The following is a 19,076-nucleotide window of genomic DNA, read 5'->3' as shown; positions in this document are numbered from 1 at the left end:
TGAAAAGCCTTTTTATTGCGGTCAAAAGATCTTTTTCAGCAAACTGATCCTTTCTTAAAGTGTGAAGCCAAAGGAACACTTATATAATAATCATTTAAGTTTTCTTCACTCATTGCTCGACCACGACCCGGTTATCCGAAGATTCTGTAAAGGAAGGAGCCGGCAAATCACGCTCATAGCTTTGCTCGTGCCCTCTGAGCTTCTTAGCCCGGTACTGCAATCTCCAGCCAATGCGATAAATTTCAGTCTTATAGCGGTTGTATTCACTCTGTTCCAAAGTGGTTCTCTCCCTCCGAATTTATATTACATATGTAAGTAGGGAAATTTCGAGAGGAAAACAACAACCAAATAAGAACATTTGTTCCTGTATATTATACCATTTTTTTATATTTAGTGAAATGGTTGTGAAACAAGAAGGTCAGTTTCCCTATCCTAAAAGCATAAATTGAGGAAGGAATGAATACATGAAGATTGAAGATGTGGTACCTTTGATAACCAATGTAGGTTTTCCGGTCACACTCTGCTTTATTTTGATTCGTTATGTGCTGGATACCATAGGGGAGAAGTTAGAAAAATTGGATACTTCGTTGCATTTACTCACTCAAGCAATTCAGTCCTTGGAGGAACAAGAAAAAACAGGGGATATCAAAGCGGTACGTAAATAGGCGCATTGGTTCAACAGACTTAGGGAGCTGCGTTAGCCGCAACTCCCCTAAGAAAAAACCATTTTTTAATTATTATTTATATTCACAGACACAGTGCTGTAAATGCTTGATTTTAAATTTATACCACTGCTAGATTTATGGAGAAGTTAGTAATTGTTCGAGCATATCCGAAAATGACTTATAGTCGAGCTTACTTACTATAGAATAATTTTGAATCGTTTCTTTCTTACTTTTATCATAAACGTAAACATATTTTTCATTAAGGAATGCGACACGGAAGAGGAGCTTTTGATTTTCTTTTGAATAGATAAACACATCATACTCAGAGGCAGCATCTACTTTATCAAAATTAGATGTTTTCTTTAATTTGAGATTAGACATTGGTTGAAACACTTTTCGAATCTGATTTTGATCAATGACAGTTACATCTTTACTTGGGACCGAATCTGTTTTAAGAGGTATTCGGATAATTTGAAGAGTAACGTTTGTATCATCAATCTTATTGAGTACCGCTTTATCCATAGTTGTAGATAAGCTCATAAAAAAATAAATCCCATAAATAATAATTCCAATAATTACAATTCCCGCTATTATCCAGTTTGACTTACGCTCCTTCATTACAATTCACTTCCTTTTCTAGTATTAATATACTGCTCCACAATCGCCACTTTCCAACTATATACTAATTCAATGAAAAATAGATGCTTTAAATTCATTTCTAGGCTCAATATAGAAGTTACGATAATACGGGACAAAGAGAACCTGATACAATAAGTATCAGGTTCTCTTTGTTAAATAATCTTATACTATTTCCCAACCACTGCCTGAATGTGCTCTCTCGATAACCCCTTTTCCAGAAACAAAACGAATAATTGTACCATTTTGTAAAGAGAATTCAAGGAATGGGAAACGAATTTGAAAAAGGTCGTACCTAGTCAACGGCTGCAAAGTCCGGGCCATTTCAGTCATTGCGGATACCCCATTCTGAATAACTTTCCCTGTATCATTCCCTACTCCACCAAACAAGCTTGCTACAAGACTTGCCACTCCAACAGCAACTCCGGCAGGCGTACTAGTAACAAAAATAAGTCCAAGAATTGTAGCTGAAAATCCACCAAGCGCACCGCTCAAGGATACTGTATCAGCCGAGGAATCACCTCAATGCCCATAAACATAGGAGTAGTTTTGTGCGTCACGCATTTGTTGTAGTTGAGAAAGACTAACCGTTACAGAAGCTGCATATTCACGACTTGTTGCCATAAAGAATCTACCTCCAGATTAATATTTTTTTGAGAATCCAAGGCGCCTTGTTTTGTTTCTCACTTATAGGGATATTTTTTATAACGTTTAACAACTCTTAATCTTTACTTTTTAAGTCTAGAACTCTCTGGAGTCACGCCCAAGCCTCAACGAATTCTTAAAAAACACAGATCCAATAGATCCACGATGCGTGTTCCGTAACACACACAACAAAAAGGCTTTTCTACTCCCCTCAGAAGAGGGAACGCGAAAAGCCTGTTTCTGTGTTTAATGTCTGCGCGCTTCAATAAATCTTCCCCAGCAGTTCGGTAACTTCCTCCAGGGTAAGGCCGAAGGACTTGTAATACTGAATGTCGCTCCCCATCTGCTTCAGGACCATCTCGTTACGAATCCGCAGCATCTCCTCCGGCGTGAATTCGGCGACAAAGCAGCCTTTGCCGGTTACCGTGTTGATCAGCCCGCTCCGCTCCAGCTCCTCCCAGGCCTTCTTCACCGTGATGACACTGACACCAAGTTCCAGCGCGGCCTGGCGGATCGGCGGCAGACAGTAGCCGCTCTCCAGCTCCCCCTGGAGAATCTGCGCGCTGATCTGTTCATGCAGCTGCTGATAGATCGGCTTCTCGGAGGTGCTGGATATCGTTACATTCATAGAATCTCCACTTTCAGGAATCTCTTCGCCGCAATCCGGTAGGCCAGCAGGTTACAGGCAATGAAGATCAGGACGCCGCCGGCCAGAATGGAGAGCTGCAGCCCTGTCCGGTCCAGCCCGGAGCCGTAGAACAGGCTATGCAGCCAAGCATTCTGGATACCAGCCCACTGGACCGCAGCAGCGAACAGGACGGCTGCAACGGTCGATGCCGTGGTCGCTAGACCATACTTATAAGCTGACTTATAGTATATCGGAATGAAGATGAGATTGAAAAGCGCCATCATAATGAAGCACATACCCCAGAAGCCCATATGCGGCGCAAAGAAGAAATATTGCATCTTCGGGTATAGCTGAAAGGTAAATATACTGGCAATCATGGCGACCAGCAGATGCATCAGCTCCAGAATGACAAGTACAGTGACTCTGGACTTCACAATATCGCTCTTGGTCACAGGCAGTATGGTGCTGAACATCAGATCATTCTGGCTTTTGAAGCCGCCGAACATGTTCGGTACCGTGATGAAGCAGAAGTACAGCGGGACCAGGAAATAGAGCCAGCCGGGAATCAGCATAAGGCCGCCCATCAGGAAGGGCAAGACGAAGAACCAGGGATTAACGCCTAACTTCAAATCCTTCAGCACCAGATTATACATATACACCCTCCTTTTTGGCAAAGTAGATCATGATGTCATCCAGAGTCGGGATGGCCGTGTTAAGTGTCCAAGCAGAATCAATATCCCGGGTATGGATCAATCCGGTGAAGCCGAAGGAGTTGGTTTTGTAAGAAATCAGGCGGTCCTTCACCCTGCTCAGGTCAGCCTCGCTCCCGCTAATCAGGCGGTAGGATTCCTTGAACTCATTTTTCTCGCTACTTGCCACAATCTGCCCTTGTTCAATGAAGGTGATGTAGTCGGCACAGCGTTCCAGGTCGGAGGTAATATGGGTGGAGAACAGAATGCTAAGCTCCCCGCTGACAATAAGCTCCTGGAAAATATCGAGCAGATCATCCCGGGAGACCGGATCGAGTCCGCTGGTCGGCTCATCCAGAATGAGCAGCTTGGCGCCATGCGACAGAGCGAGAGTCAGGCTGTACTTAACCTTCATGCCGGTGGACAGCTCAGCGATCTTCTTGTTCTCGTCCAGCTTAAACCGGCTCAGATACTTGTAATATGTGTCATTATTCCAGTTCTTATAGAACTTCTTCGTGATTCCCGTCAGCGTCTTGATCCGGCTGCGGGTGTAGAAGTTAATATCGCCGAAGGCACAGCCGATGTCCTGCTTCAGCTCCATCTCGTGCTCTGCGATGTTCTTGCCAAGAATGTGAATCTCGCCGCTGTCCATCTGAATCATATTTAGAATGGATTTGATCGTCGTTGTTTTGCCGGCGCCGTTCACGCCGATGAAGCCCATAATATATCCCTGCTCCAGTTGAAAAGATACGTCTTTGAGCTGAAAATTCGAATATCTCTTATTTAAGTGTCTAATATCCAAGGCCAGCATAACAACCCTCCCCAATAAATTGTGTATTCCGTGTATACACAATGTATCATGGAGATTTCACAAAGTCAACGGTTCAGTGAAGATTAGGCTGCCGCCTCCGCAGGCTTCTCCTTCGGCTCGCGCCGGAAGAACGGCTTGCCCTTGGACCAGTTAATGAACGGCTGCTCGATGAGATAATACGAGAGAGTCGCCACTGCGTAAGAGATGACCACAACAGACATACTGATGCCCAGCCAGCGCCACACATCCCTGACCCCGGAATAATGGAAATCCTGAATGCCGTACTTCTCGATTAAGGTAATGAACAGATAGTGCCATATGTACAGGCCAAATGACACTTTGGCCGTATACCGGAAAAAGCGGTTATCCAGCACACGTCCGGCGTATCGGCTGAACGGTGCCGAGAACAGCACGATTCCGAACAATATGGCATAGACCGGGAACATATACGGCTGCTGCTGGAGACTGAAGTCGAATTCACCTGCGTGGCGCATCCGCCAGATCAGGAGACCGGCAAGGCCCAGAGCAAGTACTGCAGCCGCATCGAACACACCCAGCTTGCTGAGCCGCTGCATTCTGGAGCGGTGCTGGAGCAAGGCATTCGTAATGCCTGCGGCCAGAATGCCGATGGTGAAGTGGCCGAAGAAGCCGACCGGATTGTAATTCGGCATCCAGAATTTCGCGCCGCCAACCTGGCCGTAGTCCCAGCCCCGGCCCTGCTCGCCCGGCGTGAGCCACTGATGAATGAGCGCATTGGCGGCCAGCACCAGACCGAAGACGGCGACCCAGAACAGGACCGCCTTACCGAAGGAATGCCGCTTGCCGAGCATGAATAACACTGCCATGAAGAGTGGCATCAGCAGATAGCAGATGACCTCGAAGCTGATGGACCAGAGCGGTCCGTTCAAGTCGGAGGGGAAGAACGTGGTGTAGTGGAAGCCCGAGGTGAAGGTGAAGGCTGCTGCAATCCGCCGCCCCAAGTACTCCATCGGAATGTCCAGCCTCCAGGTCAGGAGCAGACACACCAGCAGTGACACGTAGAAGCCTGGCATGATTCTCGCGGCACGGCGCAGAGTGTACGTCCGCAGGCTCGGATACGGCCCGTTACCGAGATACGCACTCCAGAAGGGGAACGACAGCAGGAAACCGCTTAACAGAAAAAACAGACTGACCCCGCTGTTCCCCAGAAGCAGCACGGATTGCAGCTCCTGGAGCCAGGGTTTTTGTGCGGGCATGGTCAGCTTTTGCGACAAGTGATGCAGGATGACTGACAGGCAGGCGATCGCACGAACGCCATCCGCTCCTGTCAGCCGGGTATTGCCCAGACGAATCGTTGACATCAGCTCAAATTCCTCTTTTCATGAGTGAATTCCTGAATATATCGCGCAGACCGGTCTCAGGTACTCTATCTTTCCATATATCAAGGCCAAATCCTTCAACGATTCAAGGCGTCAACGCATAAAATTTTTCAAACCGTGTTTTCTATTCTATTATTGTGAATTATTTGTATTATTGGAGGTTTTAATATAAACAACCGCCGACATTGAGCATAACCGCCTTCGTAAGATAAATGTAGTATAATACACGATAGGTGACGGCCATATGTCACCGTTTCATACCCACATCCAGAAAGAGGGAAGCGGATGGACAAGGTCGAACGGCTGATTACCATCATCATGATTCTGCTCAAAAAAGACATTGTGCCCAGCAGTGAATTCGCCCAATTATTCGGCGTGTCCAAACGGACGATTCTCCGCGATATGGAGACGCTCAGTCTGGCGCACATTCCTATATACACTACTCCCGGCGTGCAGGGCGGCTACGGCATTATGGAAGAATACAAGATGGACAAGCGGCTGCTGAGCAGCTCTGACCTGGAGAATATACTGGCTGCACTCGGCGGGCTGGGGCAGATTCTGATCAGCGGGGATGTAGCCATGACGCTCCGCAAAATAGAAGCGATGGTAAGTCCCACCGCTCCTAAAGGGTCCGTTCAGCTCTCCTTCTATGATTGGGCGGGCCGCGCTGAGCTTGCCGGAGCCTTGAAGCTCTGTCAGGAAGCCATCGCCGGGCGCAGGCTGCTGACTTTCGGCTACACCGACAGAGCAGGCACCCCGACGGTACGGACGGTGGAGCCTTACCAGCTTCATTTCAGCGAATCGAGCTGGTATCTGAAGGGCTTTTGCCTGGAGCGGATGGGGCCCCGGATGTTCAAGCTCTCCCGGATGGAGCAGCTTGAGCGGAGTGAACAGACCTTCAGCCCCAGAGCAGACATGCTGGAGTGGACGCGGAAGGCAGAAGTTTCGCCGGAGTTAACCGAAGTCAAGGCCCTGATCTCACCGTCGGTCAAGGATCAATTCATTGAACGGTTTGGCCGCAAAAGCATTGAACCCTATGACGCGGAACAGCTCCTGGCTACATTCCACATTCCGCAGCACCCGGTCGGATATCAATTCCTGGCCGGCTTCGGCACTCAACTGGAGATTATGGAGCCGAAGGCATACCGTGAAGAATTCCGTAAGTATCTGCTGGAAATGATGAGCCGGTATACGTAGAAATTACTGCGCGAAGAGAGCGTGCTCTTAATTCAGCTCCTTCAGGAAGTCCTCAATCTGATTCATATAGCCCGGCACGGTGATGTGCCGCGGGGCGAACAGACTGATCATGAGCGCCCGGAAGCTGGAATCCGCCGTCTTCTTGCTCAGCATGGAATGCTCTGCCTCCGGGAAGACAGCGACGCTCAGCAGCCCCGGCAGGATCATCTTGCGGTACACCTGCTCCGTCTCCTGCCAGTCGACATGAATATCCTGCTGGCCCAGCAGCAAGAGTACCGGCGAGCGGAACTGCTTAAGATCCTGCTCGGCATCCGACAGGTAATTCTTGCTGACAAAGGTCCACCGCTCCCTCGTCATCGGGTCATCCTCCTTCACCGCAGCCAGATAGTCTTCATAGCTCGCCTTCCGTGCCAAAAGCTGCTGAACCTCGTTGTTAGCCGCCTCTTCCGCTGCGATCTCGGCTTCCGATTCCCCTTGCTTCAGCATCTGCTGCCGGGTATGATAGGCACCCTGGCGCAGCCAGTTAATGGCCGGGGAGACCAGAATGATGAAGGCAAGCGGTTCCTTGTCCGCCAGCTTGGGAATCACCCAGCCGGCCTGACTGGCGCCCCACACCCCGATCCGGTCCGGGTCAATGCCCGGCTGCTTCCGGGCCCAGGCAATCGCTGCACGCGCCTCCTCCACCCGGTCGTCGATGCTCTGGTCCAGCCAATGGCCTGCGGAACCGCCGATTCCCCTTTTATCCAGGGACAAGGAGGCATAACCCAGGCTGGCTAACCGCTCCCATAGCGGTTTGTAGCCGTCATCATGCGAGGCATTAATCGGCCCGTCCCCATGGATGAAGAGGACCAGTCCCAGCTTGCCGGAAGACACGGAAGACCCCTTGGGCAACACCAGCTTACCCGTCAGCTCGCCCTCGGGAGACGCAATCCGGATGGCCTGTTCCATCATCTCAAAGCGGTTCTGCTGCACAATGTACACCCCTGCCCCGCCTACCAGCAAAAGCACTGCCACACATAAATAAATCCAAATTTCCCTGGTTCTCATCATTGCTTTCTCAGTCCCCCTTTTTGAACCAGCACCATGTATTCCCATGCCCGCTCGCCCAATAATATGTCCAGGAGCTGCCTGTTCTGACGGGCACTTGTCTGGAAGGACATCCGCTCATAGAGCTGTCTGGCCCGCGGATTGCTAGCTGCAACATGCAGGCTGAGGCGGTCCAGGCCCGGATCGGCAGCCACAACCTCACCGGCCCAGCCAATCAGCATCCGGCCTACCCCCTTGCTGTGGTGGGCCGGACGGACCGCAAGATCGGTAATATAGCACTCGCCGGCCTCGGGGGAATGTTCAAGTACAGCCAGACCGGTCAGCATTCGGACCATGCCCCTTCTGCACAGCAGACTGGATATAGCGGGTAACGGGGGCAGCCGCTTGCCCCTTACCTCCTGGTTCGCCGCAGACTTATACTTTATCCCAATGCTGCCAACCACCTCGCCTTGCTGCAGGGCCACGCTTCTGGGGGAGAACGGTCCAGCCGGAGCATATTCGAGCAGCGCCTCCAGACCTTCAGCCAGCACAGCCTCATTCAGATGCAGCCGCCTGTGGAATTTGATCCGGAACGCCTGGGCCAGCAGCTGGCTTACCGGCCGGTTATACTCCGGCCGCATCGGCTCTATCGTAATCGGGGCTGCGCTCATAAGGAAACCGTTCCTTGCGCAGGTGCTCCCGGCTGAATCAGCGCCTTCAGCTCATAATGCAGCTTACCCGGAGCGAACAGCGACAGATACGACCGTTCAATCACCACCAGGGGTCCAACCAGCTTGATGGCTTGTGCAACCGCATAGGTCAAGAAATGATTACACTGTTCTTCAAGCTCCTCCTCCTGAATCACACATTGGCAGATCAGATACTCCCCGCCTGGAAGCGTCAGGTCGCCTGGGGCCAGCACCTCCAGATATAAGGTCACGGTATCCTGCTCATCTGCCACATAATAAATATCCGATTCGAACAGATCCGGTATCCCTGCCGCCTGCTCCGCCAACAGCGCCGCACTGAGCTGACTGTGCGCATCCAGCTTCATCATCTCGGTGAGATAGACCTCAGACTGCTGCACCCGCTGGAAGAGCTCCGCCTGCGAGCTGTAGCTCTGCTCCTCCTCCAGCATCTTGCGGATGAACTGCCGCAGCTCCCGAAGACGCGCCAGCTCCTGTTCAATCCCTTCGAGAGAGTGCTCCAGCAGCCCGCGATGCTGCTCCGGACTATAGCTCATACATTCGTTAATCGACTGAACAGGCACTTCAAGCTTGCGGAGCAGCAGGATATGCGCGAGCTGATACACTTGATCCATACTGTACATTCTGTACTGATTCTCACCGGTATACGCAGGTTGCAGAACACCCTTCTCTTCAAAATACCGGATTTGGTGGACCGACACATTCATGAGCTTGGCCAGTTCACTAATCGTTATTTCATTTCTCATCCTAATCACTCCCCGGACTGCGGCTTGGAATATCTCTACGATACACCCTAGGTCTGACCTAAGGTCAAGGGGAGGACTCGAGCTCCCGGGCCAGATGGATAAAAGCTTCAATAGCCGGAGAGAGCCACTTCTCCTCATGCCAGAACATCTGAGTTGCAAAAGATACTGCGGTCAAATCCCATGGCAGGGAGATCAGCTCCCCCCGCTTCAATTCTTCGCTTACGGCCATTTCAGGCAGGATGGCGATGCCCATCCCCAGCTTCGCGCATTGTTTGATAGCTTCTGCGCTGTGAAACTCAAGCTCCGTAATGCCCGCCATCCCCTTCTGCGACAGGCTGCGCTCGAAGAAGGTACGGTAGGAGCAGCCCTGCTCCGTCAGCAGAAAGGTCTCCCCGTGGAAATCCTGGATTGTAAGCACATGACGCGACGCCAGCGGATGATTGGGGGCGGCCAGGAGGCAGAAGCGTTCCTCCCTTATTTTTTCTCCGCAAAATCCGCTCTCGCCCTTCACTTCATCCAGCATGAAGATGACATCGACATCCCCGTCCCGCAGGCTCTGCCTGAGGCTCGGACTCACCAGCGGCAGGAAGATCAGCCGGACTCCGGGATGAAACTGGCGGAACCGGTGCAGCACAGCGGGAAGCCTATAGGTGCATAACGTCTCATCTGCGCTGATTACAATGGTGCCGGTCAGCTCACCAGGCTGCTTGAGGGCGTGCTGCGCCTCCTCCACCATACACAGGATGTTGTCTGCATAACGCAGGAACGTTTTGCCGGTATCGGTTAACGTCACATTTTTGCCGAGCCGGTCCACCAGCTTCACTCCCAATTCTTCCTCCAGGGCCTTCATCTGCATTGTAACCGTTGAGGGAACATAGTTCTGCGCTTCGGCGGCGCGGGCGAAATTAAGCGTGGAAGCCAGCGTATAGAAGGTTTTAAGTTGGCGTAATTCCATTCAATGTCACTCCTTCATTCAAAAAAAATGAACGTTTCATTCAGAAACGTTTCTTTGACTTAACCTTAGCAGCATCGTAGAGTGATGACAAGAACGGCGGCCGATTCCGTGATGAATGTACAAGGAGTGGAAGAAATTGCATAACCGATTGACGATCTATATTCTGGCACTTGCCGTTTTTCTGATCGGGACGATTGAATACATTATTACAGGTGTGATTGAGATGATTGCCGCAGATCTTGGCGTATCCACCTCCGAAGTGGGGCTGCTGGTGACCGTATTTGCGCTGTCCGCAGCCATTATTGCACCGGTGCTCATTGCATTGACCATTAATATGGACCGCAAAAAGCTGCTGCTGACCGCCCTCGGCGTATTCATTGCCAGCAATGGTCTGATGCTGCTGAAGCTGCCTTATGAAGCTATGCTGGGGATACGGATTATTCAAGGGGCAAGCGGGGGCATAGCGACTGTAGTCGCCATGGCTGTAGCTACACGGCTCGTGGAGAAGGAGCGCAGAGGCAATGCGATTGGCATTATTCTGATGGGACTGAGCAGCTCGCTGGTTCTGGGCGTTCCTGCCGGTACCTTTTTCAGCGAATACTTTGGGTGGAGGGCTCTATTCATCATCGTCGGGGGGCTTAGCCTTGTTCCGCTGTTCATCATCTCAGCCAAGGTCCCTGCCATAAAAGAAAAAGAAGCCGTCACCCTGAGGATGCAGCTGTCTGTGCTTAAGGATTCCAGAATTGTTACCGCTCTGGCGATCAGCTTATTGTATGTAGGGGGTTACGCTACACTCTTCACTTATATTACCCCCTACCTTCAGGCCGCATCCTCCCTGTCCGTCACCGAAATCAGCGGGGTGCTCTTCCTCGCGGGGGTATGCAGCTTCATGGGCTCCAAGTTAGGCGGGCAATTGGCTGATTCCAAGGGATCGAAGTTCACCATAATGACAGGACTTCTGTTACAGGCAACCACGCTCCTCCTGTTCTCACTAACGGGCGTTCCTGTGATCATCCTCCTCCTGATCCTGATGCTCTTCATGCTGGGCACCTGGAGTATCTCCCCTGCGCAGCAGCTTCTGCTGGTCACCCTGGTTCCCAGGAACCCGGATATGGCCCTGAGCGTAAATACTTCCTTCATCCAGTTCGGATTCGCGCTGGGATCGGGCTTAGGGGGCTATGTGATCAGCCGTACCTCTGTGCTCCACCTGAACTGGGCGGGCCTCGCCGCTGTAGCGGTGGCTCTGATTCTGGCCATCCGGCTGTTCAAGACTCAGAAGGCTTGATCGCACTTGAAGTACTCAGCCGGGGAGATGACACAGCAAGACAAAGAGGCCATCCCCAGGGATGGCCTCTTTGCATGTATATAAGAGCTGGCAGGCTGGTGGTCAGCTGCACGCCCTCTATTGCTACAGATGGTTGACTGCGGCTGGCGGCTCATGTCCATCTGTTCCATTCGTCAGGCCCAGCGTGTGCGCTGCGGAAGCATGAATGTCGTTCAATAGCTGCGGGTTAGCGGACAAGGACATGCCGTAGGCAGGAATCATCTGCCTGATCTTCGGCTCCCACGCCTTGATCTGCTGCGGGAAGCACTTGGTGATGACCTCCAGCATGACAGAGACAGCCGTTGACGCCCCTGGCGAGGCTCCCAGCAATGCGGCGATGGAGCCGTCCGCGCTGCTGATGACTTCCGTTCCGAATTGAAGCATGCCTTTGCCGGCTGCTGTATCCTTAATAATCTGCACCCGCTGGCCCGCCACCACCAGCTCCCAATCCTCGCCTTTCGCATCCGGGATGAACTCCCGCAGCGCTTCCATGCGCTGTTCTTTGGACAGCATGACCTGCCCGATCAGATACTTGGTCAATGACAGGTTCTTCGCTCCTGCTGCAAGCATCGTAACCAGATTATCCGGCTTGACCGAGGTAATCAGATCGAACATGGAGCCGTATTTCAGGAACTTAGGCGAGAAGCCGGCAAACGGCCCGAAGAACAGGGATTCCTGCTTATCGATCACCCGGGTATCCAGATGCGGAACAGACATCGGAGGCGCACCCACCGCAGCCTTACCGTACACCTTGGCATGATGCTGAGCCACAATCTCCGGCTTCTTGCAGACCATGAACAGTCCGCTTACCGGGAATCCGCCAATCTTTTTGCCTTCCGGGATACCGGATTTCTGCAGCAGGTGCAGGCTTCCTCCCCCGCCGCCGATGAAGACGAACTTGGCGTTATGACGCTCTGTTACGCCGCTGGCGAGATTCTTCACCTTCAGCTCCCAGGAGCCGTCCTGTGCGCGCTTCAGATCATCCACCTGATGATTATATCTAATATCGGTGTTATTGCTCTGCAAGTGGTTGAACAGCATACGGGTCAGGGCGCCGAAGTTGACATCCGTTCCCGAATCGATTTTGGTGGCCGCTATCGGCTGGTCCAGCTTCCGGTTCTTCATCATCAGCGGAATCCATTCCATCAGCCGCCTTGGGTCATCGGAGAATTCCATGCCTTGAAATAGCGGGCTATTTGAAAGCGCTTCAAATCGTTTTTGTAAAAATGCAACGTCCTTCTGTCCTTCCACAAAGCTCATATGCGGCACAGGAACAATGAAATCCTGCGGATTGTGTATTCGTTTCTGGCTTACCAGATAGGACCAGAATTGCTTGGAGAACTGAAATTCCTCGTTCACCTTAATCGCCTTGCTGATGTCGATCGATCCGTCCGGCTGCTCTGTAGTATAGTTAAGCTCGCAGAGTGAGGAATGCCCCGTTCCCGCATTGTTCCATTCCCCTGAGCTTTCCTCCCCGGCACCCGCACGCCGCTCAAACACGGTTATTTGCCAATCCGGTACTAATTCCTTTAACAGTGAACCAAGTGTTGCACTCATGATTCCAGCACCAATTAAAATAACGTCTGTTTTTGTTTGTTGGTTGCTCATATTATACCGTCCTTCTACCCTACGATTTGCAGGAAGGATGCAGGCACTCCTGCTTAGGCGCCATAGCAAGCCAGCGCGGACCAAGTCACACACCGTTTGGATCAATCCTGATCCTAGTTTATCACTAATGAAACTAAATTTTAAGATTTATCTTAATTTTTATAAACTTTTTAATTAATAATTACGGGCCGCATCGAACCAGTTCTGCGCCACTTCCTCTGTTATAGGCTGCCCGATCTGGTGCTCTGACTGGCTGAGCTGCCATACGGCTTCGCCCAGGTCTTCCCTCTCGGTAGTCTCGATGCCCTTCAGTGTATTGAAGCGCAGGGTGAAGGCGGTAATGGCTGCTTCCGCCTCTTCTAGATTGCGGGCCTCCGCCATAGCTGCTTGCGCAGCATCATAGGCTTCGTTCGCCAGCTTGGCCAGACGCTTCGGCCAGGCCGCGAACGGGCGGCCGTATTCGCTCTGCCACCACTCCGGCTTCCTGAGCTGGCTTATGGAGGCATAATCATCCCAAGGGCGGACCTTGGCGCGCGCCTTCATCTGCTGCCGCAGACGTTTGCCTATGGCCTCCTCGACATTGTAGGCGATGAACCGGTCCAGCAACGGCCATGTATCCAGGGAAGGCAGGCCTTCCAGCTCCGGCATGAAACGGAGCTCCAGGCTGGTCAGCCCCGTCAGGCGGGCAAGCGACTCCAGATCGCAGAAGCTTCCCCACAGGCTGAGCGACTCCAGGTTCGGGAATTGCTCCAGGCCGTCCAGCGAGATGGGCTGGCCCAAGGGCGGGCTATTCAGCGTCAGGTTGGTCACACCCTGCAGCTCCCCCAGATCCGGCAGCCGGTACGGCGCATCGCTCTTGCGCCGGCTCGTATTCGGTACTAAGGCCAGAGTAGTGGGCAGATGGCCGGAAGCTGAGAAGCGGGTCAGATCGCCGGACAAGCTCAGGTTGTACAGCTTCTCCGGCAGGACCAGGCTCAGCTGTCCATTTGCCAGAGGGCCCAGTTTGATGCCCAGGGTATAGATATTCGCCCGGCTACCGTCCAGCGAAGCAGCCTCCGGCAGCACCGGGGTCCAGCTTATATTCTCAATAGGCCGCCGTTCCGCCCATTCCAGGAACCTCGCATCACCGCCGGTATAGCTTATATAACGCGGCCATGGCGAGCCGGCCGGGGTGGCGAAGGGCTCGAAGACGGACCAGTTGATGCGCTCATCCGCAGCGACCAGCACCTCTGCCGGCGGCTTCGACTCCCGGGGGCCGATTGATAAGCTGCCCATACCGGGCTTGCGTTCAAGCGTGTGGCTGCCGGGCCCCGTCAGATCAAGGACATACCGTCCGGGTTCTGTAATCGGAGCCGGGGGAAGAGCTTGGTTATCTGTGGACATTTGCTTCATCCTTTCTTCTCGATCCTACCTGTATTCTTAATACTACTAATATTCTCTATACTACCTTTGTTTGCTATACTAACTCAACCATACGACATCGTGGGGTTCACAGCAACTTTGCTGGCCTCTATCCTTGCTTACATTTGCTCCACAAGCCTCCACCCGACGCATTATAATCGGTTTTTCGATTACATTTGCTCCACACGCCTCCACCGAGCGCATTGTAATCGGTTTTTCGATTACATTTCCGTCCGCGCCCCTCTCGCGACGCATTGTAATCGGTTTTTCGATTACATTTGCTCCACACGCCTCCACCGAGCGCATTGTAATCGGTTTTTCGATTACATTTCCGTCCGCGCCCCCCTCGCGGCGCATTGTAATCGGTTTTTCGATTACATTTCCTCCACACGACTCCACCGAGCGCATTGTAATCGGTTTTTCGATTACATTTCCATTCGCGCCCCCCTCGCGGCGCATTGTGGTCGGTTTTTCGATTACATTTGCTCCACACGCCTCCACCGAGCGCATTGTAATCGGTTTTTCGATTACATTTCCGTCCGCGCCCCCCTCGCGGCGCATTGTAATCGGTTTTTCGATTACATTTCCTCCACACGACTCCACCGAGCGCATTGTAATCGGTTTTTCGATTACATTTCCATTCGCGCCCCCCTCGCGGCGCATTGTGGTCGGTTTTTCGATTACATTTGCTCCACACGCCTCCACCGAGCGCATTGTAATCGGTTTTTCGATTACATTTCCGTCCGCGCCCCCCTCGCGGCGCATTGTGGTTGGTTTTTCGATTACATCCGCCCCAGCAAATCCCCCGCCCCGCACATTGTGTTCCGTTTAATACGAAAATAAAAGTACCGGAAAATGCGCAGCAGAACGGGTTTTGACAAAAAAAGACCCACCGCCCCAAAAAAACGTTTCGTTTTTTTTGAAAAAGGGAAGACTATTGGATAGGATTTAATTGCACGCTATATCCTAACTGCTGGATATAGTTCACGTACCTATCTAACGTGTTTTTCTTGGACGTCTCATCGCCTAGTGAGACGTCTATTTCTTGGTATGACCTCTTCTCCCGCATCAGGGCATGGAGGATTCGAATCAGCAAATGCGCGGTGGCGACGTTTGCTTTTTTATCGCCTCTTCTCTTACGTATTCGTCGAAAAAATTGGCCGATCCGGTTCGAGGAGCGAGAGTTCGCCCAAGCCGCCTGACACAAGGCCCCTTTCAGATGCTTGTTCCCTTGCATCGTTTTTGACTTTCTTCGCTTTCCCGCGCTTTCGTTGTTCCCTGGACACACCCCCGCCCATGATGCAAACTGCGCATCACTCGGGAACATTTCCGCGACATGCGGCCCCACTTCGGCAAAGATGGTCACGGCAGACGTCCGCTCAATTCCTGGAATGGAGTCAATTTGTTCAATCACCTCCAGGTACGGTTCTGCCTTCGCCTCGATTCGAGCTTCCAGCTCCGTGATCCTTTTCTCCAAATAGACCAAGTGGTCCCAGTGGTCTCGAATCATCTCGCGGTGATGACGGCGCAACTTGCCATTGAGCGCGTCTAGCAACTGCGGAACTTTCTTTTTCAAACGGGTTTTGACCAGGTTTTTAACGGTCCCTTCGTCGATGACCTCGCCGTCCATGATCTTCTGGAGCAGGCCCCGTCCCGAAACCCCATATAGATCGGACATAAAGGTGGTTAGCTTAATGTTGGCATCCTGCAGGATTTTGTGAATGCGGTTTTTCTCCGCCGTCACCGCCTGCACCATCTTACTCCGGTAACGGGTCAAGTCTCGCAAATCCCGGATGTCTTGTTCGGGCACCATACTGCCTTCAATGAGCCCGCAACGGTGCAATTGCGCTAACCAGCGCGCATCTTGCATGTCACTTTTTCGACCCGGCGTATTCTTTACCCGCTGGGCGTTGGCCAAGACCAGATCACAACTGCCCTCTAAGATGTTCCATACCGGTTTCCATAACACGCCCGTACTCTCCATCACCACCTCCCGACAGCCTTGTTCACTCAGCCAATCTTGCAGGCCTAGCAATTCTTTGGTTGTCGTCCCAAAGGTTTTCAGGTGACATTGGGGTTTCTGTTCGATCGGTCCTTTCAACACGCAGGCCACAACGGTTTCCTGGTGCACGTCCAGACCGGCGCAACACATACGTACAGCATCCATTCCAATCATCCTCCATCGTCAGCTTACAAATCATGCGCTCGAGTGAGTGTAATTTAATACACGTACTTTTGGGGGCTACAATAGGCGATGCTCGAAAAGCGCAATAGAACAGTTTTTCGCACGGGGTGTATCCCAGTAACCGTTTCCGCCCTTTGATTTGTATATGTAGTGTTGACGACTACAGCCTCTTTTAGAATGGATGCGACGGATGCCACCCACTTATTTTCATTCCTGGGGGTGACAAGGTCTCTGTCTTGTCATGCCTGTTTTTCGCATACATTCGCCCATGCCGCAACGCGAACAAGCCCGGGCCGTTACCGGCCCAAGCGTTCATTCTCTATTCAGTTTGGAGTGCAGCTATCACACACTCTGCCCTTCATTCGTCCCTGGCTTGTACATACTCGCTGCTTCAACCGGATTCTCCTTGGCTGTCAGATGCTGCGGAGTGATCCGGCATACCTGCACCGGCCCGCCGTACACAGCCGAACGGTATTTATCGACATGCTGCTTGGACAACGGCCGGTCATAGTAACCGGGCACATATTTGTTCATCATCTCCTGCAAGACCTGCGTAGCCTCATCCAGATCCGTCACCGGCTCAGCCTGCCCGAAGACCATCACGCTCATATAGGCGGTATCCGTCTTGGCGGGCACGGGATTCGTAATCGTTCCATACTCCTCACATACTGTGAAGCATACCTCTGAATTCTCACTCATTACCTGATTGCGTCTTCCATCCCCGGCCCCGTGAAAATACAGTTTTCCGTCCATCCATACATAATTCAGCGGCACAACATAGGGACGATCTCCATCCGCTAATCCCAGAAACCCAATTCTCGCCTGCATTAAAAACTGCTCAATCCTCGCCTCATCCTTACATTCCCTGACCTTGTAACGAACCGGATTCATATCAAACCCTCTCCTCCCCGCGTCCTCCGCGTATACGTTATTCGGTAGTATATCAGCTATTGGACTGTGCTAAAATATCCAAAGAGGACGGTTCCGAGCAATCCATAATGAAGATATGGAACCGAAGCTACGACTAGGAGGGATGCCTTATGATGTTCGTCAACCGCAACGATACAAGCCCGATCTGGCAACAACTGCTGAATCAGGCCATTCATAATATTACACAAGGTATCTGGGCGCCGGGCGAGCTGCTGCTCCCTTCCCGTGAACTCGCCGAGCAGCTTGGAGTCTCCCGCTCCACGGTACAGCTCGTCTACGAGGAGCTACTGAGCAGAGGGTATACCGTAACCTCCCGGCGGGGCGGAACACGGGTCAGCCATTTGAAACCGTTCACTGAAGCGGTACAGGAGGAGCCGATGCCGGATGGACCTGTTCCCCCTTCAATTCCCTTGCTTAACTCAGCGGTAGATCAGCTGCAGGATTGGTTCGGAGGCCAGCAGCCTCAGAAGGTAGAGATTGATTTCACCCCCCACGAGCCTTACGTGGATAGAACCTTCCAGAACCACTGGCGGCAATCGCTGCTTCACGCCTCCGCCGCAATGGACGTAGCCGATTGGTCCTATGGCAATCCCTATGGTCTGCTGCCGCTTAGGGAACAGATTCAACGTTACTTGCTGCTTGAGCGGGGCATACGCATTGAGACCGATCAGATTCTGTTGACCTCAGGCGCCCAGCATAGCCTTGACCTGATTGCCCAATCCCTGCTTACGGAGGGGGATACCGTCTCTGTGGAAGATCCCGGCTTCCCTGCGGCCTGGATGGCGATGAATTACCGGCGGATGCAAGTAGCCCCTGTCCCGGTAGACGGGCATGGTCTTGTGGTTGACCAGATCCATCCGGAATCCAGACTGGTGTTCGTTACCCCATCGCACCAGTGCGCTATAGGCTCCGTGATGTCAGAGCCGCGCAGGCAGCAAATGCTGCATCAGGCTGTGCAGGAGCAGCTATGGATTATAGAAGACGGCTATGACAGTGAATTCCGCTACCGCGGCGACCCGCTGCCCACGCTCTATAGCCAAGCGCCGAATAATACCCTGTATCTGATGAGCTTCTCCAAAATGATCGCCCCGGCCATCCGCATCTCGGCGATTGTCGGCCCGGCCCGGGCCATTGCCCAGTTGGCGCGTGTACAGGAGCTAACCTACCGCCACCTTCCGGTGATGGACCAGCTCACCTTGACCCATTTCATCCAGAAGGGGCATTTCATGCGCCATATGCGCAGAGTCCGCAATGTCTACCGCCGCAGACATGAGGCCATCACCAAAGCGATAACCGCAAGCGGTCTTGGCGAGCGGTTCACCCTGAGCGGAGCAGAGACGGGGCTGCATGTATTCCTTGAGGCGGAGCCAGACTACAATGAGGAAGCCATGACCCGGTTAGCGCTGGAGCAGGGGATTCGGGTATACCCGCTTGCCCATTACTGTCTTCAGAGCCGCAGGAAGGGATGGGTGCTGGGATTCGCCAAGGTGGATGAGACCTTGATCGGGCAGGGGATTCACCGGCTGGCCCGGCTGCTCTTATAAGCGTGCTAAGTTAGGGCTTGT

General features: G+C 52.4%; 20 protein-coding genes. 4 read left to right on the top strand and 16 right to left on the bottom strand.

Annotation, left to right across the window (positions count from 1 at the left end; genetic code table 11):
* Positions 1 to 109 precede the first annotated feature (109 nt).
* Complete coding sequence (locus tag MKX63_RS05295; protein ID WP_341015739.1) at positions 110 to 277, bottom strand: hypothetical protein; 168 nt, start codon at positions 275 to 277, stop codon at positions 110 to 112.
* A 187-nt stretch (positions 278 to 464) separates the two neighbouring features.
* Here MKX63_RS05295 and MKX63_RS05290 point away from each other — a divergent pair, with 187 nt between their 5' ends.
* Positions 465 to 665 (top strand): hypothetical protein, encoded by a 201-nt coding sequence (locus tag MKX63_RS05290; protein ID WP_341015737.1) that lies wholly within the window; start codon positions 465 to 467, stop codon positions 663 to 665.
* A gap of 135 nt (positions 666 to 800) precedes the next feature.
* Here the strand turns inward: MKX63_RS05290 and MKX63_RS05285 are convergent, their stop codons facing one another.
* From MKX63_RS05285 to MKX63_RS05260, 6 genes are all read right to left on the bottom strand, one after another.
* Entirely contained in the window at positions 801 to 1,283 is a 483-nt protein-coding gene (locus tag MKX63_RS05285) for a hypothetical protein (protein WP_341015736.1), read from the bottom strand.
* Positions 1,284 to 1,466: 183 nt separating this feature from the next.
* Positions 1,467 to 1,796, bottom strand: a complete 330-nt coding sequence (locus MKX63_RS05280) for a hypothetical protein (protein ID WP_341015734.1) — start codon at positions 1,794 to 1,796, stop codon at positions 1,467 to 1,469.
* Positions 1,797 to 2,208: 412 nt separating this feature from the next.
* A complete protein-coding gene (locus MKX63_RS05275) occupies positions 2,209 to 2,574 on the bottom strand; it encodes a GntR family transcriptional regulator (protein WP_341015733.1) in 366 nt (121 codons plus the stop codon).
* Positions 2,571 to 3,227 carry an ABC-2 transporter permease gene (locus MKX63_RS05270; RefSeq protein WP_341015732.1) on the bottom strand — a complete coding sequence of 219 codons (657 nt, stop codon included), beginning with the start codon at positions 3,225 to 3,227 and terminating at the stop codon, positions 2,571 to 2,573. Before MKX63_RS05270 ends, MKX63_RS05275 begins: the two co-directional genes overlap by 4 nt.
* On the bottom strand, positions 3,220 to 4,074 hold the full coding sequence (locus MKX63_RS05265) for an ABC transporter ATP-binding protein (RefSeq protein ID WP_341015730.1): 855 nt from the start codon (positions 4,072 to 4,074) through the stop codon (positions 3,220 to 3,222). Before MKX63_RS05265 ends, MKX63_RS05270 begins: the two co-directional genes overlap by 8 nt.
* A gap of 83 nt (positions 4,075 to 4,157) precedes the next feature.
* Positions 4,158 to 5,414, bottom strand: a complete 1,257-nt coding sequence (locus MKX63_RS05260; RefSeq protein ID WP_341015729.1) for an acyltransferase family protein — start codon at positions 5,412 to 5,414, stop codon at positions 4,158 to 4,160.
* Between the two features lie 303 nt (positions 5,415 to 5,717).
* Between MKX63_RS05260 and MKX63_RS05255 the strand changes: the two genes are divergently transcribed.
* Positions 5,718 to 6,629 carry a helix-turn-helix transcriptional regulator gene (locus tag MKX63_RS05255; protein WP_341015728.1) on the top strand — a complete coding sequence of 304 codons (912 nt, stop codon included), beginning with the start codon at positions 5,718 to 5,720 and terminating at the stop codon, positions 6,627 to 6,629.
* 27 nt (positions 6,630 to 6,656) lie between these two features.
* Here the strand turns inward: MKX63_RS05255 and MKX63_RS05250 are convergent, their stop codons facing one another.
* The 4 genes from MKX63_RS05250 to MKX63_RS05235 all read right to left on the bottom strand — a co-directional run bounded on the left by MKX63_RS05250 (position 6,657) and on the right by MKX63_RS05235 (position 10,063).
* Positions 6,657 to 7,679: an alpha/beta hydrolase family protein gene (locus MKX63_RS05250; RefSeq protein WP_445323478.1), complete on the bottom strand. Its 1,023-nt coding sequence runs from the start codon at positions 7,677 to 7,679 to the stop codon at positions 6,657 to 6,659.
* Complete coding sequence (locus MKX63_RS05245) at positions 7,676 to 8,326, bottom strand: GNAT family N-acetyltransferase (protein ID WP_341015727.1); 651 nt, start codon at positions 8,324 to 8,326, stop codon at positions 7,676 to 7,678. The genes MKX63_RS05250 and MKX63_RS05245 overlap by 4 nt, the downstream gene beginning before the upstream one ends.
* Positions 8,323 to 9,108 carry a MerR family transcriptional regulator gene (locus tag MKX63_RS05240; protein WP_341015725.1) on the bottom strand — a complete coding sequence of 262 codons (786 nt, stop codon included), beginning with the start codon at positions 9,106 to 9,108 and terminating at the stop codon, positions 8,323 to 8,325. Before MKX63_RS05240 ends, MKX63_RS05245 begins: the two co-directional genes overlap by 4 nt.
* A gap of 64 nt (positions 9,109 to 9,172) precedes the next feature.
* Positions 9,173 to 10,063 carry a LysR family transcriptional regulator gene (locus tag MKX63_RS05235; protein WP_341015723.1) on the bottom strand — a complete coding sequence of 297 codons (891 nt, stop codon included), beginning with the start codon at positions 10,061 to 10,063 and terminating at the stop codon, positions 9,173 to 9,175.
* A 136-nt stretch (positions 10,064 to 10,199) separates the two neighbouring features.
* Here MKX63_RS05235 and MKX63_RS05230 point away from each other — a divergent pair, with 136 nt between their 5' ends.
* Positions 10,200 to 11,348: an MFS transporter gene (locus MKX63_RS05230; RefSeq protein WP_341015722.1), complete on the top strand. Its 1,149-nt coding sequence runs from the start codon at positions 10,200 to 10,202 to the stop codon at positions 11,346 to 11,348.
* A 123-nt stretch (positions 11,349 to 11,471) separates the two neighbouring features.
* Here MKX63_RS05230 and MKX63_RS05225 read toward each other — a convergent pair whose 3' ends face one another.
* From MKX63_RS05225 to MKX63_RS05205, 5 genes are all read right to left on the bottom strand, one after another.
* Entirely contained in the window at positions 11,472 to 12,995 is a 1,524-nt protein-coding gene (locus MKX63_RS05225) for a malate:quinone oxidoreductase (protein WP_341015721.1), read from the bottom strand.
* A 174-nt stretch (positions 12,996 to 13,169) separates the two neighbouring features.
* Positions 13,170 to 14,378, bottom strand: coding sequence for a hypothetical protein (locus tag MKX63_RS05220; RefSeq protein WP_341015720.1), 1,209 nt, complete (start codon positions 14,376 to 14,378; stop codon positions 13,170 to 13,172).
* A gap of 78 nt (positions 14,379 to 14,456) precedes the next feature.
* A complete protein-coding gene (locus tag MKX63_RS05215; RefSeq protein WP_341015719.1) occupies positions 14,457 to 15,161 on the bottom strand; it encodes a hypothetical protein in 705 nt (234 codons plus the stop codon).
* Between the two features lie 169 nt (positions 15,162 to 15,330).
* Complete coding sequence (locus MKX63_RS05210; RefSeq protein ID WP_341018523.1) at positions 15,331 to 16,548, bottom strand: IS110 family transposase; 1,218 nt, start codon at positions 16,546 to 16,548, stop codon at positions 15,331 to 15,333.
* A 375-nt stretch (positions 16,549 to 16,923) separates the two neighbouring features.
* Positions 16,924 to 17,472: a pyridoxamine 5'-phosphate oxidase family protein gene (locus MKX63_RS05205; protein ID WP_341015717.1), complete on the bottom strand. Its 549-nt coding sequence runs from the start codon at positions 17,470 to 17,472 to the stop codon at positions 16,924 to 16,926.
* Positions 17,473 to 17,621: 149 nt separating this feature from the next.
* On the opposite strand from MKX63_RS05205, the gene pdxR reads away from it, so the two are divergent.
* Positions 17,622 to 19,055 (top strand): MocR-like pyridoxine biosynthesis transcription factor PdxR, encoded by a 1,434-nt coding sequence (gene pdxR / locus MKX63_RS05200; RefSeq protein WP_341015716.1) that lies wholly within the window; start codon positions 17,622 to 17,624, stop codon positions 19,053 to 19,055.
* Positions 19,056 to 19,076 lie beyond the last annotated feature (21 nt).

This window comes from Paenibacillus sp. FSL R7-0179 (assembly GCF_038002265.1).
Classification (GTDB): Bacteria; Bacillota; Bacilli; order Paenibacillales; family Paenibacillaceae; genus Paenibacillus_AQ.
Note: the sequence above shows the minus strand (reverse complement) of the source record. Positions and strands in the feature narration are given on the sequence as shown.